Below are 17,389 nucleotides of genomic sequence, written 5' to 3'. Positions count from 1 at the left end.
CTTTTTAGCGATGAAATAAAATCGTTAAGGAGGTCTTTTTCTTGTGCCGTAAAAGCCCGATTACCAAGGCTAATCAATATTTCACTTTACCTTTGCATAGATGCAAGTATCAATTAGTTGTTTGCCGTTAGCTGAAAGATCTTCATTACGTAATATCCCTTCAAGTTCAAAACCTAGTTTTTCAGGGATTGCACGACTTTTCGTGTTATTACGTTCACAGCGTATTTCAATCCTTCTAAATTCGAATAACTGAAATCCAAGGTTTATTAACGCATTTACTACTTCTGTCATATATCCATTTCCACTAAACCGCGTGTTAATCCAGTATCCAATTTCACATTTAGAAACCTTCCAATCAACCCTGTGAAGGCTAGCAGTTCCAACAAAATCATTCGTCTCTTTATGATAGATAAGATAGCGAAAGCTTTCTCTTTTCAAAAAATCTATATGCGCATTTCTTAGAAGAATTTCCGTTTCTTCAACAGTAGGAATGGACTGGAATAGAGACAACCATTGCTTTAATTCATTAATTGAATCTTTAATAGCTGCATGTACTATATTCCCTTCACCAGCTTGGAGTGGTGCTCTAAGAATGAGTCTGTCTGTTTCTATTTGTAACGGAACATCTAATAAAATAGGGTTCATATTATTTCTCCTCTCAAAAGCTAAAAACAATAAATATATATTCAATTCATTATTTAGAAATCCCTTTTCACATAATTAGCGTTTTTTCTTTTGTTTTGACATTTTGTATACAAACGTATACACTTTGAAGTGTAAAACAAATGTATACATTTGTATACAAAGGGGGATTTGAAATGAGAGAAGATAAGTTCATGAAAGAAGGTCGTCACCGTGGTGATCGTCATAGGGGGAGAGATGGATCTCATCATCGCGGGCCGAAAACATTTCGACGCGGGAGAGCGATTGCCTTTTTAGAAATGATGAATTTGAAGCGTACAACGATTAAACAACAGTTAAGCGAACCAGAATTCCAGTCTATTCAGCAAATTTTAATCGGGGAATTAAAGGCAATTGATATGGTCATTAATGAATTTACACAACTATTTGAAATACATGAAAGTGAAACAGAAGAAACGCCTACGTTAGATGAGAAGGCAAATCTAGAGCAAGGGACTGCATCTGATGAAACAAATTAATCGTTATATTGATTCTGTATTTTGTGGTCAAGATGTTCTTTTGGATGAAGTGATTATTTCTATAAAAGAAAACGAAATGCCGCCGATATCGGTATCACCTTCTTCGGGTAAACTGTTAACGATGTTAGTTTCCATTTCTGGAGCGAAAGATATTTTAGAAATAGGTGCATTAGGTGGGTATAGCGGCATTTGTCTTGCGAAAGGTTTTGGAGAAGAAGGGACGTTAACTTCTCTTGAATTAGAAGAAAAGTATGCAGAGATAGCACATAGCAATTTACATAAAGCGGGATTTGGAAAACAAGTGTCGTATATGACGGGTGCTGCTTTACAAAGTCTTGAAAAATTAGCTGCAGGTAATAATCGATTTGATTTCTTCTTTATCGATGCTGATAAGGAGAATTATGAAAATTACTTAGCGTACTGCATCCAGCTTGCTAAGCCAGGCGCATTAATTGTTACAGATAATGTTCTAGCTGGTGGTAGTGTAGTGGATGAAGGTGCGAAACAAAAACGTTATACAGAAGTTATGAAGAAATTTAATGAAGTAGTAGCAACTCATCCAAGTTTAGAATCCGTACTCATTCCAATTGGTGACGGGATGACAGTTTCTAGAGTGAAGAAATAATTATTATCTTACAAAAGTGTAATGTTCATGTCATGTTTTTGAATTTCTTCTTTAAGCTTCAGGCTTTAAGATAAGAATATAAGAAAAAACATATGAGGTGAAGGAAATGAAAAGATACATTGCACTGTTTAGTATTTTAGTTGTATTTGCAAGTTTGTTAGTTGGTTGTGATATTAACCGTATGGGCAAAGATGAGTACTACGTTCAAATTACAACTGATGGAATTGAGAAGAATGAAAAAGCTGATAACGGTCAGCCGCATAAATCATTCGAGTATAAGTTACCTGCATTTGATAAAGAAGGTAAAGAAAAAGAATTAGAATTTACAGCTGTGAAAAATCTTCGTAAAGAAGCATTCCTACGCGTATACCACTCAGATAAAAAAGGTGTAACAGCATGGGAAGAAGTAAAGAAAGACGAGCTTCCAGCGAAAGTGAAAGAAAAATTAAGCGTGAAATAAGACAGATAAAAAGGAATTGACGAACAGGGTCAATTCCTTTTTATATTCTCAAAATCCTCTTCTGAAATGACTGTAAATCCATGTCTTTTGAATAAAGCAGTTGTTACCCCGTAACCAGTTTGTTTATTCCCGTTAAATTCTCCAGTGTAAATTGTAGAACTACCACAAGATGGACTACGTTCTTTTAAAATAATATATTCTGGATGTAAATTCTTAATTTGTTCTAGAGCTTTATAAGCACCGCTCACGAAAGCTTCTGTAACATCTTCACCGTCTTTTGTCATCACTTTTGCTGTTCCGTCCAAAACGTCATCACCATTCCCGCCAATAATTTCAGCTGAAGGACGAGGCGTTGGTAGTCCTCCTAATACTTCAGGGCAAATGAGGAATGTATCTTCGTTTTGCAGCAAATCTTCTATTTTTGAAACGAGATTGTCATTTCCATCATACCGACAAGCGATACCACCTAAACAAGCGCTTATTACGATCATATTGTCACCTCCAAAAAAAATTAAAATATCACGCCAATTTCTCTTCCTGCCTCTTACTTATATATGAGGTGATAAAAATGGGAAGTTTATATAATTTAATGAAACCATACAGTGAATTTCGAAGTAAAGAAGAGTTTAATACATATCAAAAACAAGTGTTGAAATATTATCGATTTCAATTAAATAAAACGGATGCTAGCATTATTCATTTTTTAGGAAAGTATGCGGTGAATGAGAAACAGAAAACAGTGGGAGTTGCTTGTCCGTTAATGGAGACGATTGCTACAAATGTTGGAAAGAGTATTCGTACAATACGCCGTTCAATTGCAAAGTTAGAGGAGCTAGGAATTATAAAGCGTGTTGCGACAAAAGAAAGACATAGGCGCGGCGGATATAGTGCGAACTTATATGTATTTCTTACATCTGCAATTGACCGCATGGATGACCGTATGAAAATGTCCGCATGTGAAAGTGAGGATCGTGCAGATGGCTGTAGTGAAAATGAGCAAAAAAATGAGGGGGAAACAATTCTTTCTAAAAACATTCCACAAATAAAAGAGAATAGAAAAGAAACGTACGAACTTGATGAGACGTATTGCCGCCACGATATACCGAAGCCTTTTATATACGCACTTGTGCCGATGACGCGTAATCCGAAGAAGATTAATATATTTTGGAGTAAGGTGGAACTTGCATATAAAAAGAGCGGGTTACTAGAGCAAGGTGTTTTACTGGAGCAAATATTAGCCGATGAAGAAGTGTATGGAAACTTCATTTGGCGAGTAAAGAGTGTTGTGAGAGCGTATAAATACGGGGAAATCCGTAAAAATGTTAGGGCTCTTTTATATAGTACAGTGCGGGATCTATTTTTAGAGGTTGGATTAGAATGGGGAGCAGCTGTGAGAAGAAGTAAGGGAATATCGTTATTCGATCCGTTTAAAAAGGAGCCATGCGTATAACACATGACTCCAAGTAGTTAATCAAACTTTCTTACAACTGGAACACGAATCGCTACAAAGAGTACGAAGACGATAACGGCGATTGCACCGCTTTTCATAACGGTTACGATTGGAATTCCTATTGCAAGTGCGATTGATGTGAATGCATAAGAAAGCGGGATAAAGCCCATTGATGAGAGCATAAGTAAACTCATTACGCGTCCCATCATTTCTTCTTTTACTGTCGATTGAATCATCGCCATAAGCGGAACGATAGCCATTGCGATTGTAATACCGTAAAACATGCCAGCTAATAATGCTTGCCAAAGTACGGTGCTAAAGTTGATGGATAAGAAGAATACACCAGACAGTAGCATCATGATAATGCAAAATAGACCGCGTCTACGATTAATATTTTTTAAACCGACAATGACAGCGCCTATTGCCATTCCGCCTCCTACAGACGCTTCTAAGTAACTAAACTGAAGCGAATCACCGTGCAGAACATTTTTAACGAAAAGCGGGAAACCGACTTGCATCGGACCGATTAAAAATAAGTTTAAAAAGGCGCTACAAAGAAGGAAAGTTGAAAGGAATGGTGATTCCTTTACGTATAAGATTCCTTCTTTAATAGAAGTGAACATGCCTTTGTCTGTATTTTGCTGCTCTGGCATCGTAAATTGTATTTTTTGAACGAGTATGGCTGCGACGATCAGTAATAAAATCGTGATCGAAAAAATCGTTTCATAGTTCGTAAATTTGATAAGAATTCCGCCAAGTACAGGGCCTAAGATGACCGATGCTTGGTTTGTCATTTGTGTAAGTGAGTTTGCTTGTGTTAGCCGGCTTTTTTCTACAAGCTCAGGTAAGATAGACCCGTCAGCTGACCAGAAAAAAGCATCAGCAAGTCCAAAGAATAAAGCGAATAAAGCAAATGTATATAGTGTTACATCACCTACGATGAACCATGTAAGAATGGTTGCGACAAGAATAGCACGAATAATATTAGAGTAAAACATAATGTTTTTTTTCGGGAATTTATCAGCTACAGCGCCGCCGATAATCATAAAAATAAGCCTTGGAACACTAAGAGCTACGAAAACAACACCGAGTGAAGCCTCAAGGTTTAATGTTTTTGCTATGTACCACGTTTGTGAAAAAGTAAAAAAGGCTAAAGCAAAACTTGAAAAGAGTGTAGCTGCCCAAAGAAAAAGGAAATTCGTATTTTTTAATAACGGTTTTCCGCTGCCCTCTAAAGCAGATTTATTTTGTTGTAGTTCCTCCATATTGCTTCCTTTCTATGTAACAAATTTAAACTAAAAAACCTATTAACAATCGTTTTATACAGTTTCTAATATTTCTATACTGCACTTTCTCATTGTAGACAATAATATTGGGTTTGCACAGTGGCTATTTAACGACAAAAAAGAAGATACCAAATGGTATCTTCTTTTTTGTCGTTCAGGCTAATGCAATATAAATATCTAATTGTACGTTGGTTGGATCTGTTGCTTTTTCATCATAAAGCTCAAAGTCTGTTGTAAAAGCACGTTTGTTTTCTTTTGACCATTGCCAAATATATTCCCAAGCCTCACAAACGACTTCAGCAACTGGTCCTTTTCTCGTTGTAAATACCGCATACGTAGCAGCAGGTATTGTTAAAGTTGTCATATTTTCAGGAACGTCTTCTAATGAAGAAACGGGCATACCGATTGTAAATTGATATGTACCAGTTTCATCTGATTCGTAATTTGAGTAGAAAGCGAATGTTTCTTTCGTTTGTTGATTTGGTATGCGATGCATGATTTGTTCTTGGAAGTATTGGTTCCAGAGCCCGGGGATTTTTCCTTCAGTAGATGCCTCTGTTTCATTTGTCGTCGTAATCGAAACGCCGATTGCTTGGAAAGCTTCTTTTTTTACAATAATAGGTTCGTTTATCATTAAAAATTCCTCCTTTTAAACAAGAACGTTTGTTCTTGTTTAGTGTAACATATTTTTACATGTAACGATTATTGTTTTTTGAAAATTTTAATCATAAACAACAAACTGAAATGACTAAAAATGGTAGATTTTCTATTGTATGTATGAATAGATTAAGGGATATGTTAAGCTTTTTATGTATCCTTAAACTGTTATATAGGCCTATACCATAAGGTGTTTTATAGGTTTATATAAGTATCCGGTATATATGCTATTTTTGATAAATTAAAATAGTAATATTCTATGAGATTTGTATTGTTGAAATAGGGATTTCAATGATACATCTTCGTAGGACGGATTGTTGCGAGTGGATATATATTGCTATGTTTTCGGCTACTCGATGAAATGGGTACTGAAATGAAGTAGACGGATAGCAAATATATAGAAAGGAGAAAAGGTAGAAAATATGAAAAAAGTGTTGAAATGTTTTAATGTCGTAACAATGATTACACTTCTCCTATCCATCATATTACCTTCACCTAGCGCTTTTGCTACAGAGATAAATAAAAAAAGCTGGGATGAGTTACAAGGAAATGATGTGAGAATTAAGGCAGAGCAAGTGAATGCTGAAATATATAGGGGAGAAGTAGCTAAGAGGGAGCACGTATTTCAATATACGATTGAAAATACGGGAGATACACCAATTCAAGAATTGGTGATGAAACAAAATAATGACAATGAAATTATGTTTCTTCCTCAATCTATGAAAGTAAACGGAGAGAAGTTACCTGAAAATAAGGTAAATGATTACTATATTGAAGAAAAAGATAAGGGAGGAAAGCTTCTTTCTTCTAATCTTAAAATTCAAGATTTAAAATCTCACGAAAAAATGACTGTGTTAATAAAAGCTAGTCGCACGCAGCATTTTAATAAAGAATACAAACAAAAGATTGGTGTGCAAAAAGATCAAGTGCAAATAGGTAGCATGTCTGTAGATGTTGAAGGGGTTCCTTCTGAAGACAAGGTTGAAGCTAATGCCGATGATGAGGCTGACAGTAGTAAGAAAAATATCGGGTCACCGGCTGATGCTAAAACTAAAGAAGTGGATGAAAAATTAAAAGTATCTGTAGAAGATAAAAATAAACCTACATCCAACACAGAAATTGTAAAGCAACCAGTAGCTAAAGATGAGAAACAACTAGAAAAAGAGAAAAAACAATCGCCTGCAGCGACAAAGCAGAGTGATACAGAAGTACAAGCTGCATCAGAAAATGCTTCAAAGGTTCAAATCCAAACAGGAGATAAGCAAGGGTTTGGAGATCCACTGTATTCTACAATTGCTGCTGGTAATTTAGTGCAGACTGGTAATGTGACGCTTGGTTTGACGACCGATCATTATGGCAGACAAAGTCTGGGGTATAAGACGAATAAAATGACTGTGGATGTTGATACCGATGATAGTACTTTTAATTCGTCAACAGGAGCTTTTCCTAATATTCCTGCTGGAAGTAAAGTGAAAAAGGCGTATTTATTTTGGACAGCAGCTATGGGGACTCCAAGTGATGCAAGGAAAGATTATAGAGTTAGCGATGAAGATGTAAGACAGCCGGTTAAAATAAAAATGGGAAATACGCAATACGCTGAAGTAAGTGCTGATAGTATACGAAAAGCAGATTATTTACCGTATATTGCAAATCATTATAGTAGTGGCGCGGGATATGTTGCATATGCTGATGTGACGAATGTAATTCTCAAACAAGGAATTTCTCAAACAGTGACAGTTGCAAATGTACCACAGATTAAATTTGAAAATGGTGGTGGCTATTACTGGGGCAACTGGAATCTTATATTAGTTTATGAAAACTATAAAGAAACAGTAAAAGACATGAAGATTTGGGAAGGGCTAGTCTCTCAAAAAAGTACAGCCTGGACAGATATTAGTGTTAATAAAATAAATACACCCAAAGAAGGTACTTTTAAGGCGAAATTTAGTTATTTTTCATCGCAAGGTGATCCAGCTGAGAAAGATGGATATGCATATGATTATGGAGAATATGATTTTGGTGCTGGATATATAAAGATAAAAAATATTAACGGTAAAGATAATGATGCGAATGATTCGTCTATGACAGAAGTACAAGTAGACGGTACTAACGAGTTTGTTACGAAAAAATATCCAGGATATAATCCGGATTGGACGAATTCATTCAGTACTGACATTCATACGTATCATCTTGAAGGACCGAATCAAGTGAAAAATGATTTAAAAGAAGCAAAAATGCGTTTTAGAGCAAATAATGGCTATGGTGATATTTACGTATTAAATAACGCTACATTTGTTACAGAACATAATGCTCCAAACTTACAAGTTGATAAAAAGGCGTTAGATAGTGCTGGTAAAGAAGTTAAGGAAATTAAAGCTGGTGAAGAGTTTACGTATCAAATTGAAGTGAAAAATGATACGAAAAATAACCAAGCACCTGTATCTAATGTAAAAGGTTTTGATAAATTAGATGATCGTTTAGAGTATGTTCCGGAATCTATACAATATATTTCTGGAAGTAATAAAGGAAATAAAACAGATAATGCAAGCGATGATGAAGCAGAGTTTGTAAATAATCAAATTGATTTCCGTATGGGTGAAGGGGCAGATGCTAAAGACGGCGGTGTTTTAAAACCTGGTGAGAGTGCTATTATTACATTTAAAGTAAAAGTGAAAGCTTCTGTACAATCAGATACAACAATAAAAAATATCGTTGCGGTAAAGGGAAAAGATAGTACCGAGGTAAATTATGAAACTGCAGATGATGCAAATGTTACGGTTACGCTTCCAAAAGAAGTTCCGGGAGAAATAGAGGCGAGAAAAATAGCTTCTAATAAAACACCGAAGTTAGGTGATGAAGTAGAGTATCGTATTACATTTAAAAATACGGTAAAAGATGGACGTCTAGATGTATTGACGATTGAAGACGAATTACCAAGTAATCTTGAATACGTGAAAGATAGCTTGAAAGCAGAAGGTGCAAAACCGGAGCCAGTAGAGCTGAAATTTGAAAATGGCAAAGTAATTGCAAAGTATCCAGAAATTATGGATATGGAAGAAAGAAGTATCGTCTTTAAAACGAAAGTAAAAGAAACTGCAAAGATTGGTGAAGAAATTGTTAATAAAGCAATTGTTAGTGATAAAACAAATCCACCAAAGAATCTAGAAGAAAAGATTACACCACAGTATAAGGCCGGTAAAATTGCTGCAAAGAAAATGGCAACGAATAATAAGCCGAAGCTAGGAGAAGAAGTTGAATACCAAATTAGCTTCAAAAATACGGTGGAAAACGGAAAACTAGAGGCAGTCACAGTAGAAGATGAACTGCCAGCTAACTTAGAATTTGTTCAAGGTAGTGAGAGAACAGAAGGTGCTGGCCCAAATCCAGTAGAGCTAAAAGTAGAGAATGGTAAGATAATCGCAAAATATCCAGAGATTACAGATACAAAAGAACGAAGTATCATTTTTAAAGTGAAAGTAAAAGAAGAGGCAAAAGCAGGAGAGACAATTGTTAATAAAGCAATTGTGAGCGATCCGAATGGGCAGTCTGAGCATCCAGAAGAAAAAATTACGCCAGGTTATAGAGACGGTAAAGTAACCATAGATAAAAGCGTAACGAATCAAACACCAAAACTAGGTGAAGAAGTGGAATACCGCATTACATTTCATAATACGGTAGAAAATGGAAAGCTAGAAAAGGTAATGATAGAAGACACGTTGCCTGAAGGTGTTGAATATGTGAAAGATAGTTTGAAAGCAGAAGGTGTAAAACCAGAGCCCGTAGAGCTAAAAATGGAGAAGGGTACAGTAACTGCAACATATCCAGAAATTACGGATATGGAACAAAGAAGTATTGTTTTTAAAGTGAAAGTAAAAGAGACGGCAAAAGTAGGAGAAGCAATTGTAAACAAAGCAGTTGCAAAAGATCCGAAACATGATCCGACTGATGCAAAGGTTGTTATTACACCGCAAAGTAAAAAAGGTGTAATTGCCGCTACAAAGGTAGTTAATAATGAAAAGCCGAAGCTAGGAGAAGAAATCGAATATCGAATTAGTTTTCATAATACGGTAGAGAACGGAAAACTAGCAGAGGTGCGAGTAGAAGATACAATTCCAACAGGTCTTGAATATGTAGAAAATAGTATTAAGGCTGAAGGCGATAAACCGGGTCCAGTAGAATTAACAGTTGAAGCTGGGGTAGTTAAAGCTAAGTATATCGATATTACGGATACGAAAGAAAGAAGTATCGTCTTTAAAGTAAAGGTGAAGGAAGAAGCAAAAGTAGGTAAAGAGATTGTCAATAAAGCAATTGTTGATGATACGAAACATCCACCGATTGAGCCAGAAGAAAGAATTACTCCGCAATATAAAGATGGAATAATTGATTCGAAGAAGACAGTAGACAATCGATCACCAAAACTAGGAGAAGAAGTTGAATACCGAATTAGCTTTAAGAATACGGTAGAAAACGGAAAACTAGAAAAGGTAAAAATAGAAGATACAATCCCTAACGGTTTAGAGTATGTAAAAGATAGTGAAAAGGCGGAAGGCGATAAACCGGCTCCAGTAAAGTTACATGTGAAAGATGGAAAAGTTATCGCTGAATACGAAAATATTACGGATATGAAAGAAAGAAGTATCGTCTTTAAAGTAAAGGTGAAAGACGAAGCGGAAGTAGGCAAGGAAATCGTCAATAAGGCAATTGTTGATGATACGAAAGATTCAAAAAAGCCAGAAGCAAAAATTACGCCATCACACAAAGATGGAAAAATGAAAGCAAAGAAAAGCGTAAATAATCTAGTGCCGAAGTTAGGAGAAGAAGTAGAATACCGAATTAGCTTTAAAAACACGGTAGAAAACGGAAAACTAGCAGAGGTGAAAATAGAAGATATTTTACCCGAAGGCTTAGAGTATGTAGAAAACAGTGTGAAAGCAGAAGGTGCCGAACCAAATCCAGTAGAGTTGAAAGTGGAAAACGGTAAGGTACTGGCGAAGTATCCAGAGATTGCGGATACAGAAGAAAGAAGTATCACTTTTAAAGTGATAGTAAAAGAAGAAGTAAAAGTTGGCGAAAAAATCGTCAATAAAGCAATTATTGATGATACAAAAAACAAACCAGAAACACCAAAAGCAGAAATTACGCCGCAGTATAAAGATGGAAAACTTGAAGCGAAAAAGATGGTAAATAATCAAGCGCCGAAGTTAGAAGAAGAAATCGAATACCGAATTAGTTTTAAAAATACGGTAGAACATGGAAAGCTAACAGAGGTAAAAATAGAAGATGATTTACCAAATGGCTTAGAGTACGTGAAAGATAGTTTAAAAGCAGAAGGTTCTAAGCCAGATCCAGTGGAATTGAAAGTGGAAAAAGGCAAGGTACTGGCGAAGTATCCAGAGATTACGGATACAAAAGAGAGAAGTATTACTTTTAAAGTGAAAGTAAAAGGTAAAGTGAGCGATACAATTGTCAATCAAGCGATTGTGAGCGATACGAAACATCCGCCAGAAACACCGAAGGCAGAAATTATTCCGCAGCATAAAGATGGAAAAGTTGAAGCAAAGAAAAGCGTAAACAATAAGAAGCCGAAGTTAGGAGAAGAAGTAGAATACCGAATTAGCTTTAAAAATACGGTAGAGAACGGAAAGCTAACAGAGGTGAAAATAGAAGATATTTTACCCGAAGGCTTAGAGTATGTAGAAAACAGTGTGAAAGCAGAAGGTGCCGGACCAAATCCAGTAGAGTTGAAAGTGGAAAACGGTAAGGTACTGGCGAAGTATCCAGAGATTACGGATACGGAAGAAAGAAGTATTACCTTTAAAGTGAAAGTAAAAGAAGAGGTAAAAATCGGCGAAAAAATCGTCAATAAAGCAATTATTGATGATACAAAAAACAAACCAGAAACACCAAAAGCAGAAATTACGCCGCAGCATAAAGATGGAAAAGTTGAAGCGAAAAAAGTAGTAAATAACCCATCACCGAAGTTAGGAGAAGAAATAGAATACCGAATTAGCTTTAAAAACACGGTAGAAAACGGAAAACTAACAGAGGTAAAAATAGAAGATACTTTACCGAAGGGCTTAGAGTATGTGAAAGAAAGTGTGAAAGCAGAAGGATCTAAGCCAGAGCCGGTAGAACTGCAAGTGAAAGATGGCAAAGTAATTGCCAAATATCCAGAGATTACGGATACAGAAGAAAGAAGTGTCGTCTTTAAAGCAAAAGTAAAAGAAGACTTCAAAGTTGGTGAAGGTATTGTCAATAAAGTAGTTGTTGATGATACGAAAGATCCAACGACTTCAGAAGTAACAATCACTCCAGAATATAAAGACGGTAAGTTGAAAGCAGAGAAGGTTGTAAACAATAAGAAGCCGAAGCTAGGAGAAGAAGTAGAATACCGAATTAGTTTTAAAAACACGGTAGAAAACGGGAAGCTAGCCGAGGTTAAAGTAGAAGATGAAATACCAGCTGGATTAGAGTATGTGGAGAACAGTGTGAAGGCAGAAGGTTCTAAACCGAGTCCAGTAGAACTGAAAGTGGAAAACGGTAAGGTAATGGCAAAGTATCCAGCAATTATGGATACGAAAGAAAGAAGCATTGTCTTTAAAGTGAAGGTAAAAGAAGAGGCAGAAATAGGTAAGGAAATTGTCAATAAGGCAATTGTAGTAGATACAACACATGAGCCAGAAAAGCCTCATGTGGCAATTATCCCACAATATAAAGGCGGCAAGATTGCTGCTCAGAAAGTGGCGAATAATCATAAACCAAAACTAGGAGAAGAAGTAGAATACCGAATTAGCTTTAAAAACACGGTAGAAAACGGAAAACTAGCAGAGGTAAATATAAAGGATACATTACCAGATGGTTTAGAGTATGTAGAAGGCAGCATCAAGGCAGAAGGTTCTAAACCGGAACCAGTAGAGCTACAGGTGAAAAATAATAAGGTAATGGCAAAATATCCAGCAATTACAGATACAGAGGAAAGAAGCATTGTCTTTAAAGCGAAGGTAAAAGAAAGCGTAAAAGTGGGAGAAGAAATCGTAAATGAAGCGATTGTGGATGATACAAAAAATCTGCCAGAAGAGCCTTACGTACCGATTACCCCGCAATATAAAGATGGAAAAATTGAGGCGAGAAAAGAAGTAAGTAATCACGAACCGAAGCTAGGCGAGGAAATCGAATATCGAATTATTTTTAATAATACGGTGAAGGATGGAAAGCTAGCAGAAGTGAAGCTAGAGGATGAAATTCCAGCTGGATTAGAGTTTGTACAAGGAAGTGAAAAGGCTGATGGTGAAGAGCCAAAGCCAGTGGAGTTGAAAGTAGAAAATGGCAAGGTAACGGCAAAGTATTCAGAGATTATGGATACGAAAGAAAGAAGTATTGTCTTTAAGGTGAAGGTGAAAGATTCAGCTGCAATAGGAAAGGGGATTACAAATAAAGCGATTATTCATGTGGATGATCCGAACCATCCTATAACTGAACCGACAGCTAAAATTACCCCGCAATATAAAGACGGTAAAATTACTGCTCATAAAAAGGTAAATAATCATAAACCGAAGCTAGGGGAAGAAATCGAATACCGCATTTCATTTAGTAATACGGTGAAAGATGGAAAGCTAGCAGAGGTGAAGATAGAAGATGAAATTCCGTCTGGTTTAGAATTTGTGAAGGATAGTCTAAAAGCAGAAGGTGATAAGCCGGCGCCAGTAGAGTTGAAAGAAGAGGCTGGCAAAATTATCGCAAAGTATGAAAATATCACTGACATGAAAGAAAGAAACATTATCTTTAAAGTGAAAGTGAAAGATGATGTGGAAGTGGACAAAGCAATTGTAAATAAAGCGATTGTGGATGATTCGAAAAATCCAGTAGAGCAACCAGAAGTAGATATTACCCCGCAGTATAAAGACGGTAAAGTGAAAGCTGATAAAAAGGTAAGTAAAAAAGATCCAAAGCTAGGAGAAGAAGTAGAATACCGAATTAGTTTTAAAAACACGGTAGAAAACGGAAAACTAGCCGAGGTGAAAATTGAGGATCAATTACCAACTGGTTTAGAGTATGTGAAGGATAGTTTAAAAGCAGAAGGTAATGAACCGAATCCAGTAGAGTTAAAAGAAGAAGCTGGAAAAATTACAGCGAAGTATGAGAATATCACTGATACAGCGGAGCGTAGTATTAGCTTTAAGGTGAAAGTAACGGAAGCAGTAAAAATCGGTAAGCTAATTGTGAATAAGGCAATTGTGGATGATCATAATCCGAAGAATCCACCGCAAAAACCAGAAGCGATTATTACACCGGAGTATAAAGACGGAAAACTAAAAGCTGAGAAAACAGTAAATAATCCAGCTCCGAAATTAGGAGAAGAAGTAGAGTATCGAATTACTTTCCGTAACGTAGTTGAGCATGGGAAAGTAGCGAAGGTGAAGATTAAGGATGAATTACCAAGTGGCTTAGAGCTTGTAGAAGGTAGTGAAAGAGCTGAGGGAGAGAATCCGAAACCGTTGCATGTGAAAGTGAAAAACGGAATTGTCCTTGCAGAGTATCCAGAAATTACGGATACGAAAGAAAGAAGCATTGTCTTTAAGGTGAAGGTGAAAGAAAAAGCTAAAGTAGGCGACGAAATTGTGAATAAAGCGGTTGTGGAAGATACAATAAACCCACCAGAGCAACCGAATATCGCTATTCAGCCTCAATATAAAGATGGTGCATTACAAGCAGAAAAAACAGTAAGCAATTATGAACCGAAGTTAGGAGAAGAAATCGAATACCGAATTAGCTTTGAAAATACGGTAGAGAACGGAAAACTAACAGAGGTAAAGGTAGAAGATGAAATTCCAGCCGGTTTAGAATATGTACAAGATAGTATAAAGTCTGATGGACCGGAACCAAATCCAGTAGAACTTCATGTTGAACATGGAAAAGTAACAGCAAAGTATCCGGAAATTACAGATACGAAAAAAAGAAGCATCATCTTTAAAGTGCGAGTACAAGAAACAGTACAAGTAGGAAAAGAGATTGTAAACAAGGCGATTGTGGATGATAATAATCCGACGACTCCGCCAGTTGAGTCACTTATACCAATTACGCCGCAATATAAAGATGGAAAACTAGAGGCAAGGAAAGAAGTAAGTAATCATGAACCGAAGCTAGGAGAAGAAATCGAATATCGAATTACTTTTAACGGCACAGTAGATGGCGGTAAGTTAGTTGATGTGAAAATTGAAGATGAAATCCCAGCCGGTTTAGAATATGTGAAAGATAGTTTGAAGGCTGTAGGTGACAAGCCTGCACCAACAGAGCTTACAGTAGAGAGTGGAAAGGTAATAGTAAAGTATCCAGACATTATGGATACGAAAGAAAGAAGTATCATCTTTAAAGTGAAGGTAAAAGAAACAGTAAAAGTTGGAGAGGAAATAACAAATAAAGCGACTATTCATGTGGATGATCCGAACCATCCAGTTATAGAACCGACAGCGACAATAAAGCCAGAATATAAAGATGGTAAGTTAAAAGCAATGAAGACAGTAAGTAATCATGAACCGAAGTTAGGGGACGAAATCGAGTACCGAATTAGCTTTGAAAATACGGTAGAAAACGGAAAATTAGCCGTGGTAAAGGTAGAAGATGAAATTCCAACCGGTTTAGAATATGTGCAAGATAGTCTTAGATTTGAAGGTGCTGAGCCAAATCCAGTAGAGTTGAAAATGGAATTTGGAAAAATAACTGCTACGTATTTAGACATTATGGATAGAAAAGAGCGTAGTATTATTTTTAAAGCGAAGGTAAGAGAAACGGTTAAAATCGGTGAGGAAATTGTGAATAAAGCGATTGTGGAAGATACAACAAACAAACCGCTTGAACCGACAGTTTCCATTAAGCCGAAGAAACCAGAAGTGAAACCGGAAGATCCGAAAGAGCCAGAGGTGAAACCGGAAGATCCGAAAGAGCCAGAAGTGAAACCAGAAGATCCGAAAGAGCCAGAGGTGAAACCGGAAGATCCGAAAGAGCCAGAAGTGAAGCCGGAAGATCCGAAAGAGCCAGAGGTGAAACCAGAAGATCCGAAAGAGCCAGAAGTGAAGCCGGAAGACCCGAAAGAGCCAGAAGTGAAACCGGAAGATCCGAAAGAGCCAGAGGTGAAGCCGGAAGATCCGAAAGAGCCAGAGGTGAAGCCGGAAGATCCGAAAGAGCCAGAAGTGAAGCCGGAAGATCCGAAAGAGCCAGAAGTGAAGCCGGAAGACCCGAAAGAGCCAGAAGTGAAGCCGGAAGACCCGAAAGAGCCAAAAGTGAAACCGGAAGATCCGAAAGAGCCAGAAGTGAAGCCGGAAGACCCGAAAGAGCCAGAAGTGAAACCGGAAAATCCGAAAGAACCAGAAGTGAAGCCGGAAGACCCGAAAGAGCCAGAAGTGAAACCGGAAAATCCGAAAGAACCAGAAGTGAAGCCGGAAGAATCGAAGAAACCAGAAGTGAAACCGGAGGATCCGGAAATAAGACTAGAAAAATTGATTAAAGAGCCGCAAGTAAAAGTAGAAAGAGAATTACCGAAAACAGGGGCAGCGTCTCCATGGATGATGTCAGTTGGTGCGGGAATTTCATTCTTAGTCGGCGGAGTATTATTCATATTAGGTAGAAGAAGAAAACAGTAATTTTAAAAGCGCAATGGGTTCGATCATGTATCGGATTCATTGTGCTTTCGTTTTCTAATATATAAAGAAAAGCTCCTTCCATGTATGGAAGGAGCTTTATTTTACATATTAAAACATACTCGAGCTATGCATTGGTTGAAGTTTTGCGTTTGGATCGAAGTAAGCTTTTGCATTATTTACTGCTGTTGGTGCTTCACCGAAGCCGCAAGCAATGAGTTTTACTTTTCCTTCATATGTACAAATGTCACCAGCAGCGTAAATGCCAGGAATATTTGTTTCCATTTTTGAGTTCACGAGAATGCTGTTTTTTTGTATATCTAAGCCCCAGTTTTTAATTGGCCCAAGAGAGGAAACGAAGCCGTAGTTTACGATTACATCATCAACATCGATGATAATTTTTTCTTCCGTTTTTACGTGTTGAAGAACGACTTGTTCAATTTTGTCATCACCAATGAGCTCAACTGGAACATACGGTGTGCTTACTTCTGCGCGAGAATTCATTAAGCTTTCTACGCTATGTTCATGCGCACGGAATTTATCACGGCGATGAACGATTGTAACTTTGTCAGCGATTGGCTCTAACATCATTGTCCAATCAACAGCTGAGTCGCCGCCGCCAAATACTACGACGCGCTTACCAGCAAATTTATTCATATCATCAACAAAATAATGTAAGTTTTTCTTTTCGTACTTTGCTGTCCCTTCTAATTCTAAGCGGCGTGGTTGAAAAGCACCATTGCCAGCAGTAATAATAACTGATTTAGAATAGTGAGTTTGCTTATTCGTAACAAGTTTAAATATACCGTCAGCTTGTTTCTCAAGCGTATCAACAGCTTCTTCTAAACAAACAGTTGGGTCAAATTTCTTCATTTGCTCTTTTAAGTTATCAACTAATTCTTGTGCGCGCACTTTTGGGAATCCGGCTACATCATAAATGTATTTTTCAGGGTAGAGTGCGGATAATTGTCCTCCAAGTTGAGGTAAGCTTTCAATGATTTTTACACTTGCTTGTCTCATACCGCCATAAAATGCTGTGAATAGTCCTGTTGGACCACCACCAATAATTGTTATGTCGTAAACTTTGTGATTTTCTGCCACTTTCATTCCCCCTATA

Annotated in this window: 10 protein-coding genes; 5 read left to right on the top strand and 5 right to left on the bottom strand. The window is 37.0% G+C overall.

Annotated elements, in window-relative coordinates:
- Nucleotides 1-81 precede the first annotated feature (81 nt).
- A complete protein-coding gene (locus ACHZK0_RS24145) occupies nucleotides 82-645 on the bottom strand; it encodes a GNAT family N-acetyltransferase (protein WP_395760959.1) in 564 nt (187 codons plus the stop codon).
- 173 nt (nucleotides 646-818) lie between these two features.
- Here ACHZK0_RS24145 and ACHZK0_RS24140 point away from each other — a divergent pair, with 173 nt between their 5' ends.
- The 3 genes from ACHZK0_RS24140 (at nucleotide 819) to ACHZK0_RS24130 (ending at nucleotide 2,245) form a co-directional block, all read left to right on the top strand.
- Entirely contained in the window at nucleotides 819-1,160 is a 342-nt protein-coding gene (locus ACHZK0_RS24140) for a hypothetical protein (RefSeq protein WP_270606611.1), read from the top strand.
- Nucleotides 1,147-1,785 (top strand): O-methyltransferase, encoded by a 639-nt coding sequence (locus ACHZK0_RS24135; protein ID WP_262741024.1) that lies wholly within the window; start codon nucleotides 1,147-1,149, stop codon nucleotides 1,783-1,785. Before ACHZK0_RS24140 ends, ACHZK0_RS24135 begins: the two co-directional genes overlap by 14 nt.
- A gap of 106 nt (nucleotides 1,786-1,891) precedes the next feature.
- Nucleotides 1,892-2,245, top strand: coding sequence for a YxeA family protein (locus ACHZK0_RS24130; protein WP_262741023.1), 354 nt, complete (start codon nucleotides 1,892-1,894; stop codon nucleotides 2,243-2,245).
- Nucleotides 2,246-2,274: 29 nt separating this feature from the next.
- Here ACHZK0_RS24130 and ACHZK0_RS24125 read toward each other — a convergent pair whose 3' ends face one another.
- Nucleotides 2,275-2,736, bottom strand: coding sequence for a DUF523 domain-containing protein (locus ACHZK0_RS24125; RefSeq protein WP_262741022.1), 462 nt, complete (start codon nucleotides 2,734-2,736; stop codon nucleotides 2,275-2,277).
- A 77-nt stretch (nucleotides 2,737-2,813) separates the two neighbouring features.
- Between ACHZK0_RS24125 and ACHZK0_RS24120 the strand changes: the two genes are divergently transcribed.
- Nucleotides 2,814-3,695, top strand: a complete 882-nt coding sequence (locus ACHZK0_RS24120; protein ID WP_270606610.1) for a helix-turn-helix domain-containing protein — start codon at nucleotides 2,814-2,816, stop codon at nucleotides 3,693-3,695.
- Between the two features lie 17 nt (nucleotides 3,696-3,712).
- On the opposite strand, the gene ACHZK0_RS24115 is transcribed toward ACHZK0_RS24120, so the two are convergent.
- Nucleotides 3,713-4,960, bottom strand: a complete 1,248-nt coding sequence (locus tag ACHZK0_RS24115) for an MFS transporter (RefSeq protein ID WP_097817476.1) — start codon at nucleotides 4,958-4,960, stop codon at nucleotides 3,713-3,715.
- Between the two features lie 175 nt (nucleotides 4,961-5,135).
- Nucleotides 5,136-5,615: a GyrI-like domain-containing protein gene (locus ACHZK0_RS24110; RefSeq protein ID WP_395760958.1), complete on the bottom strand. Its 480-nt coding sequence runs from the start codon at nucleotides 5,613-5,615 to the stop codon at nucleotides 5,136-5,138.
- 445 nt (nucleotides 5,616-6,060) lie between these two features.
- On the opposite strand from ACHZK0_RS24110, the gene ACHZK0_RS24105 reads away from it, so the two are divergent.
- The gene (locus ACHZK0_RS24105) at nucleotides 6,061-16,275 is read left to right on the top strand and encodes an isopeptide-forming domain-containing fimbrial protein (protein ID WP_395760957.1); all 10,215 of its coding nucleotides are present in this window, start codon (nucleotides 6,061-6,063) and stop codon (nucleotides 16,273-16,275) included.
- A gap of 108 nt (nucleotides 16,276-16,383) precedes the next feature.
- On the opposite strand, the gene ACHZK0_RS24100 is transcribed toward ACHZK0_RS24105, so the two are convergent.
- The gene (locus ACHZK0_RS24100; protein ID WP_262741018.1) at nucleotides 16,384-17,373 is read right to left on the bottom strand and encodes an NAD(P)/FAD-dependent oxidoreductase; all 990 of its coding nucleotides are present in this window, start codon (nucleotides 17,371-17,373) and stop codon (nucleotides 16,384-16,386) included.
- Nucleotides 17,374-17,389: the final 16 nt, after the last annotated feature.

The organism is Bacillus sp. 3G2 (assembly GCF_044324725.1).
Taxonomy (GTDB): domain Bacteria; phylum Bacillota; class Bacilli; order Bacillales; family Bacillaceae_G; genus Bacillus_A; species Bacillus_A mobilis.
Note: the sequence above shows the minus strand (reverse complement) of the source record. Positions and strands in the feature narration are given on the sequence as shown.

Bases quoted from the DNA above. Each gene is read 5' to 3' on its own strand.
- ACHZK0_RS24125 (WP_262741022.1), bottom strand. From the start codon at position 2,736: ATGATCGTAATAAGCGCTTGTTTAGGTGGTATCGCTTGTCGGTATGAT.
- ACHZK0_RS24140 (WP_270606611.1), top strand. From the start codon at position 819: ATGAGAGAAGATAAGTTCATGAAAGAAGGTCGTCACCGTGGTGATCGT.
- ACHZK0_RS24135 (WP_262741024.1), top strand. From the start codon at position 1,147: ATGAAACAAATTAATCGTTATATTGATTCTGTATTTTGTGGTCAAGAT.
- ACHZK0_RS24120 (WP_270606610.1), top strand. From the start codon at position 2,814: ATGGGAAGTTTATATAATTTAATGAAACCATACAGTGAATTTCGAAGT.
- ACHZK0_RS24115 (WP_097817476.1), bottom strand. From the start codon at position 4,960: ATGGAGGAACTACAACAAAATAAATCTGCTTTAGAGGGCAGCGGAAAA.
- ACHZK0_RS24145 (WP_395760959.1), bottom strand. From the start codon at position 645: ATGAACCCTATTTTATTAGATGTTCCGTTACAAATAGAAACAGACAGA.
- ACHZK0_RS24105 (WP_395760957.1), top strand. From the start codon at position 6,061: ATGAAAAAAGTGTTGAAATGTTTTAATGTCGTAACAATGATTACACTT.
- ACHZK0_RS24110 (WP_395760958.1), bottom strand. From the start codon at position 5,615: ATGATAAACGAACCTATTATTGTAAAAAAAGAAGCTTTCCAAGCAATC.
- ACHZK0_RS24130 (WP_262741023.1), top strand. From the start codon at position 1,892: ATGAAAAGATACATTGCACTGTTTAGTATTTTAGTTGTATTTGCAAGT.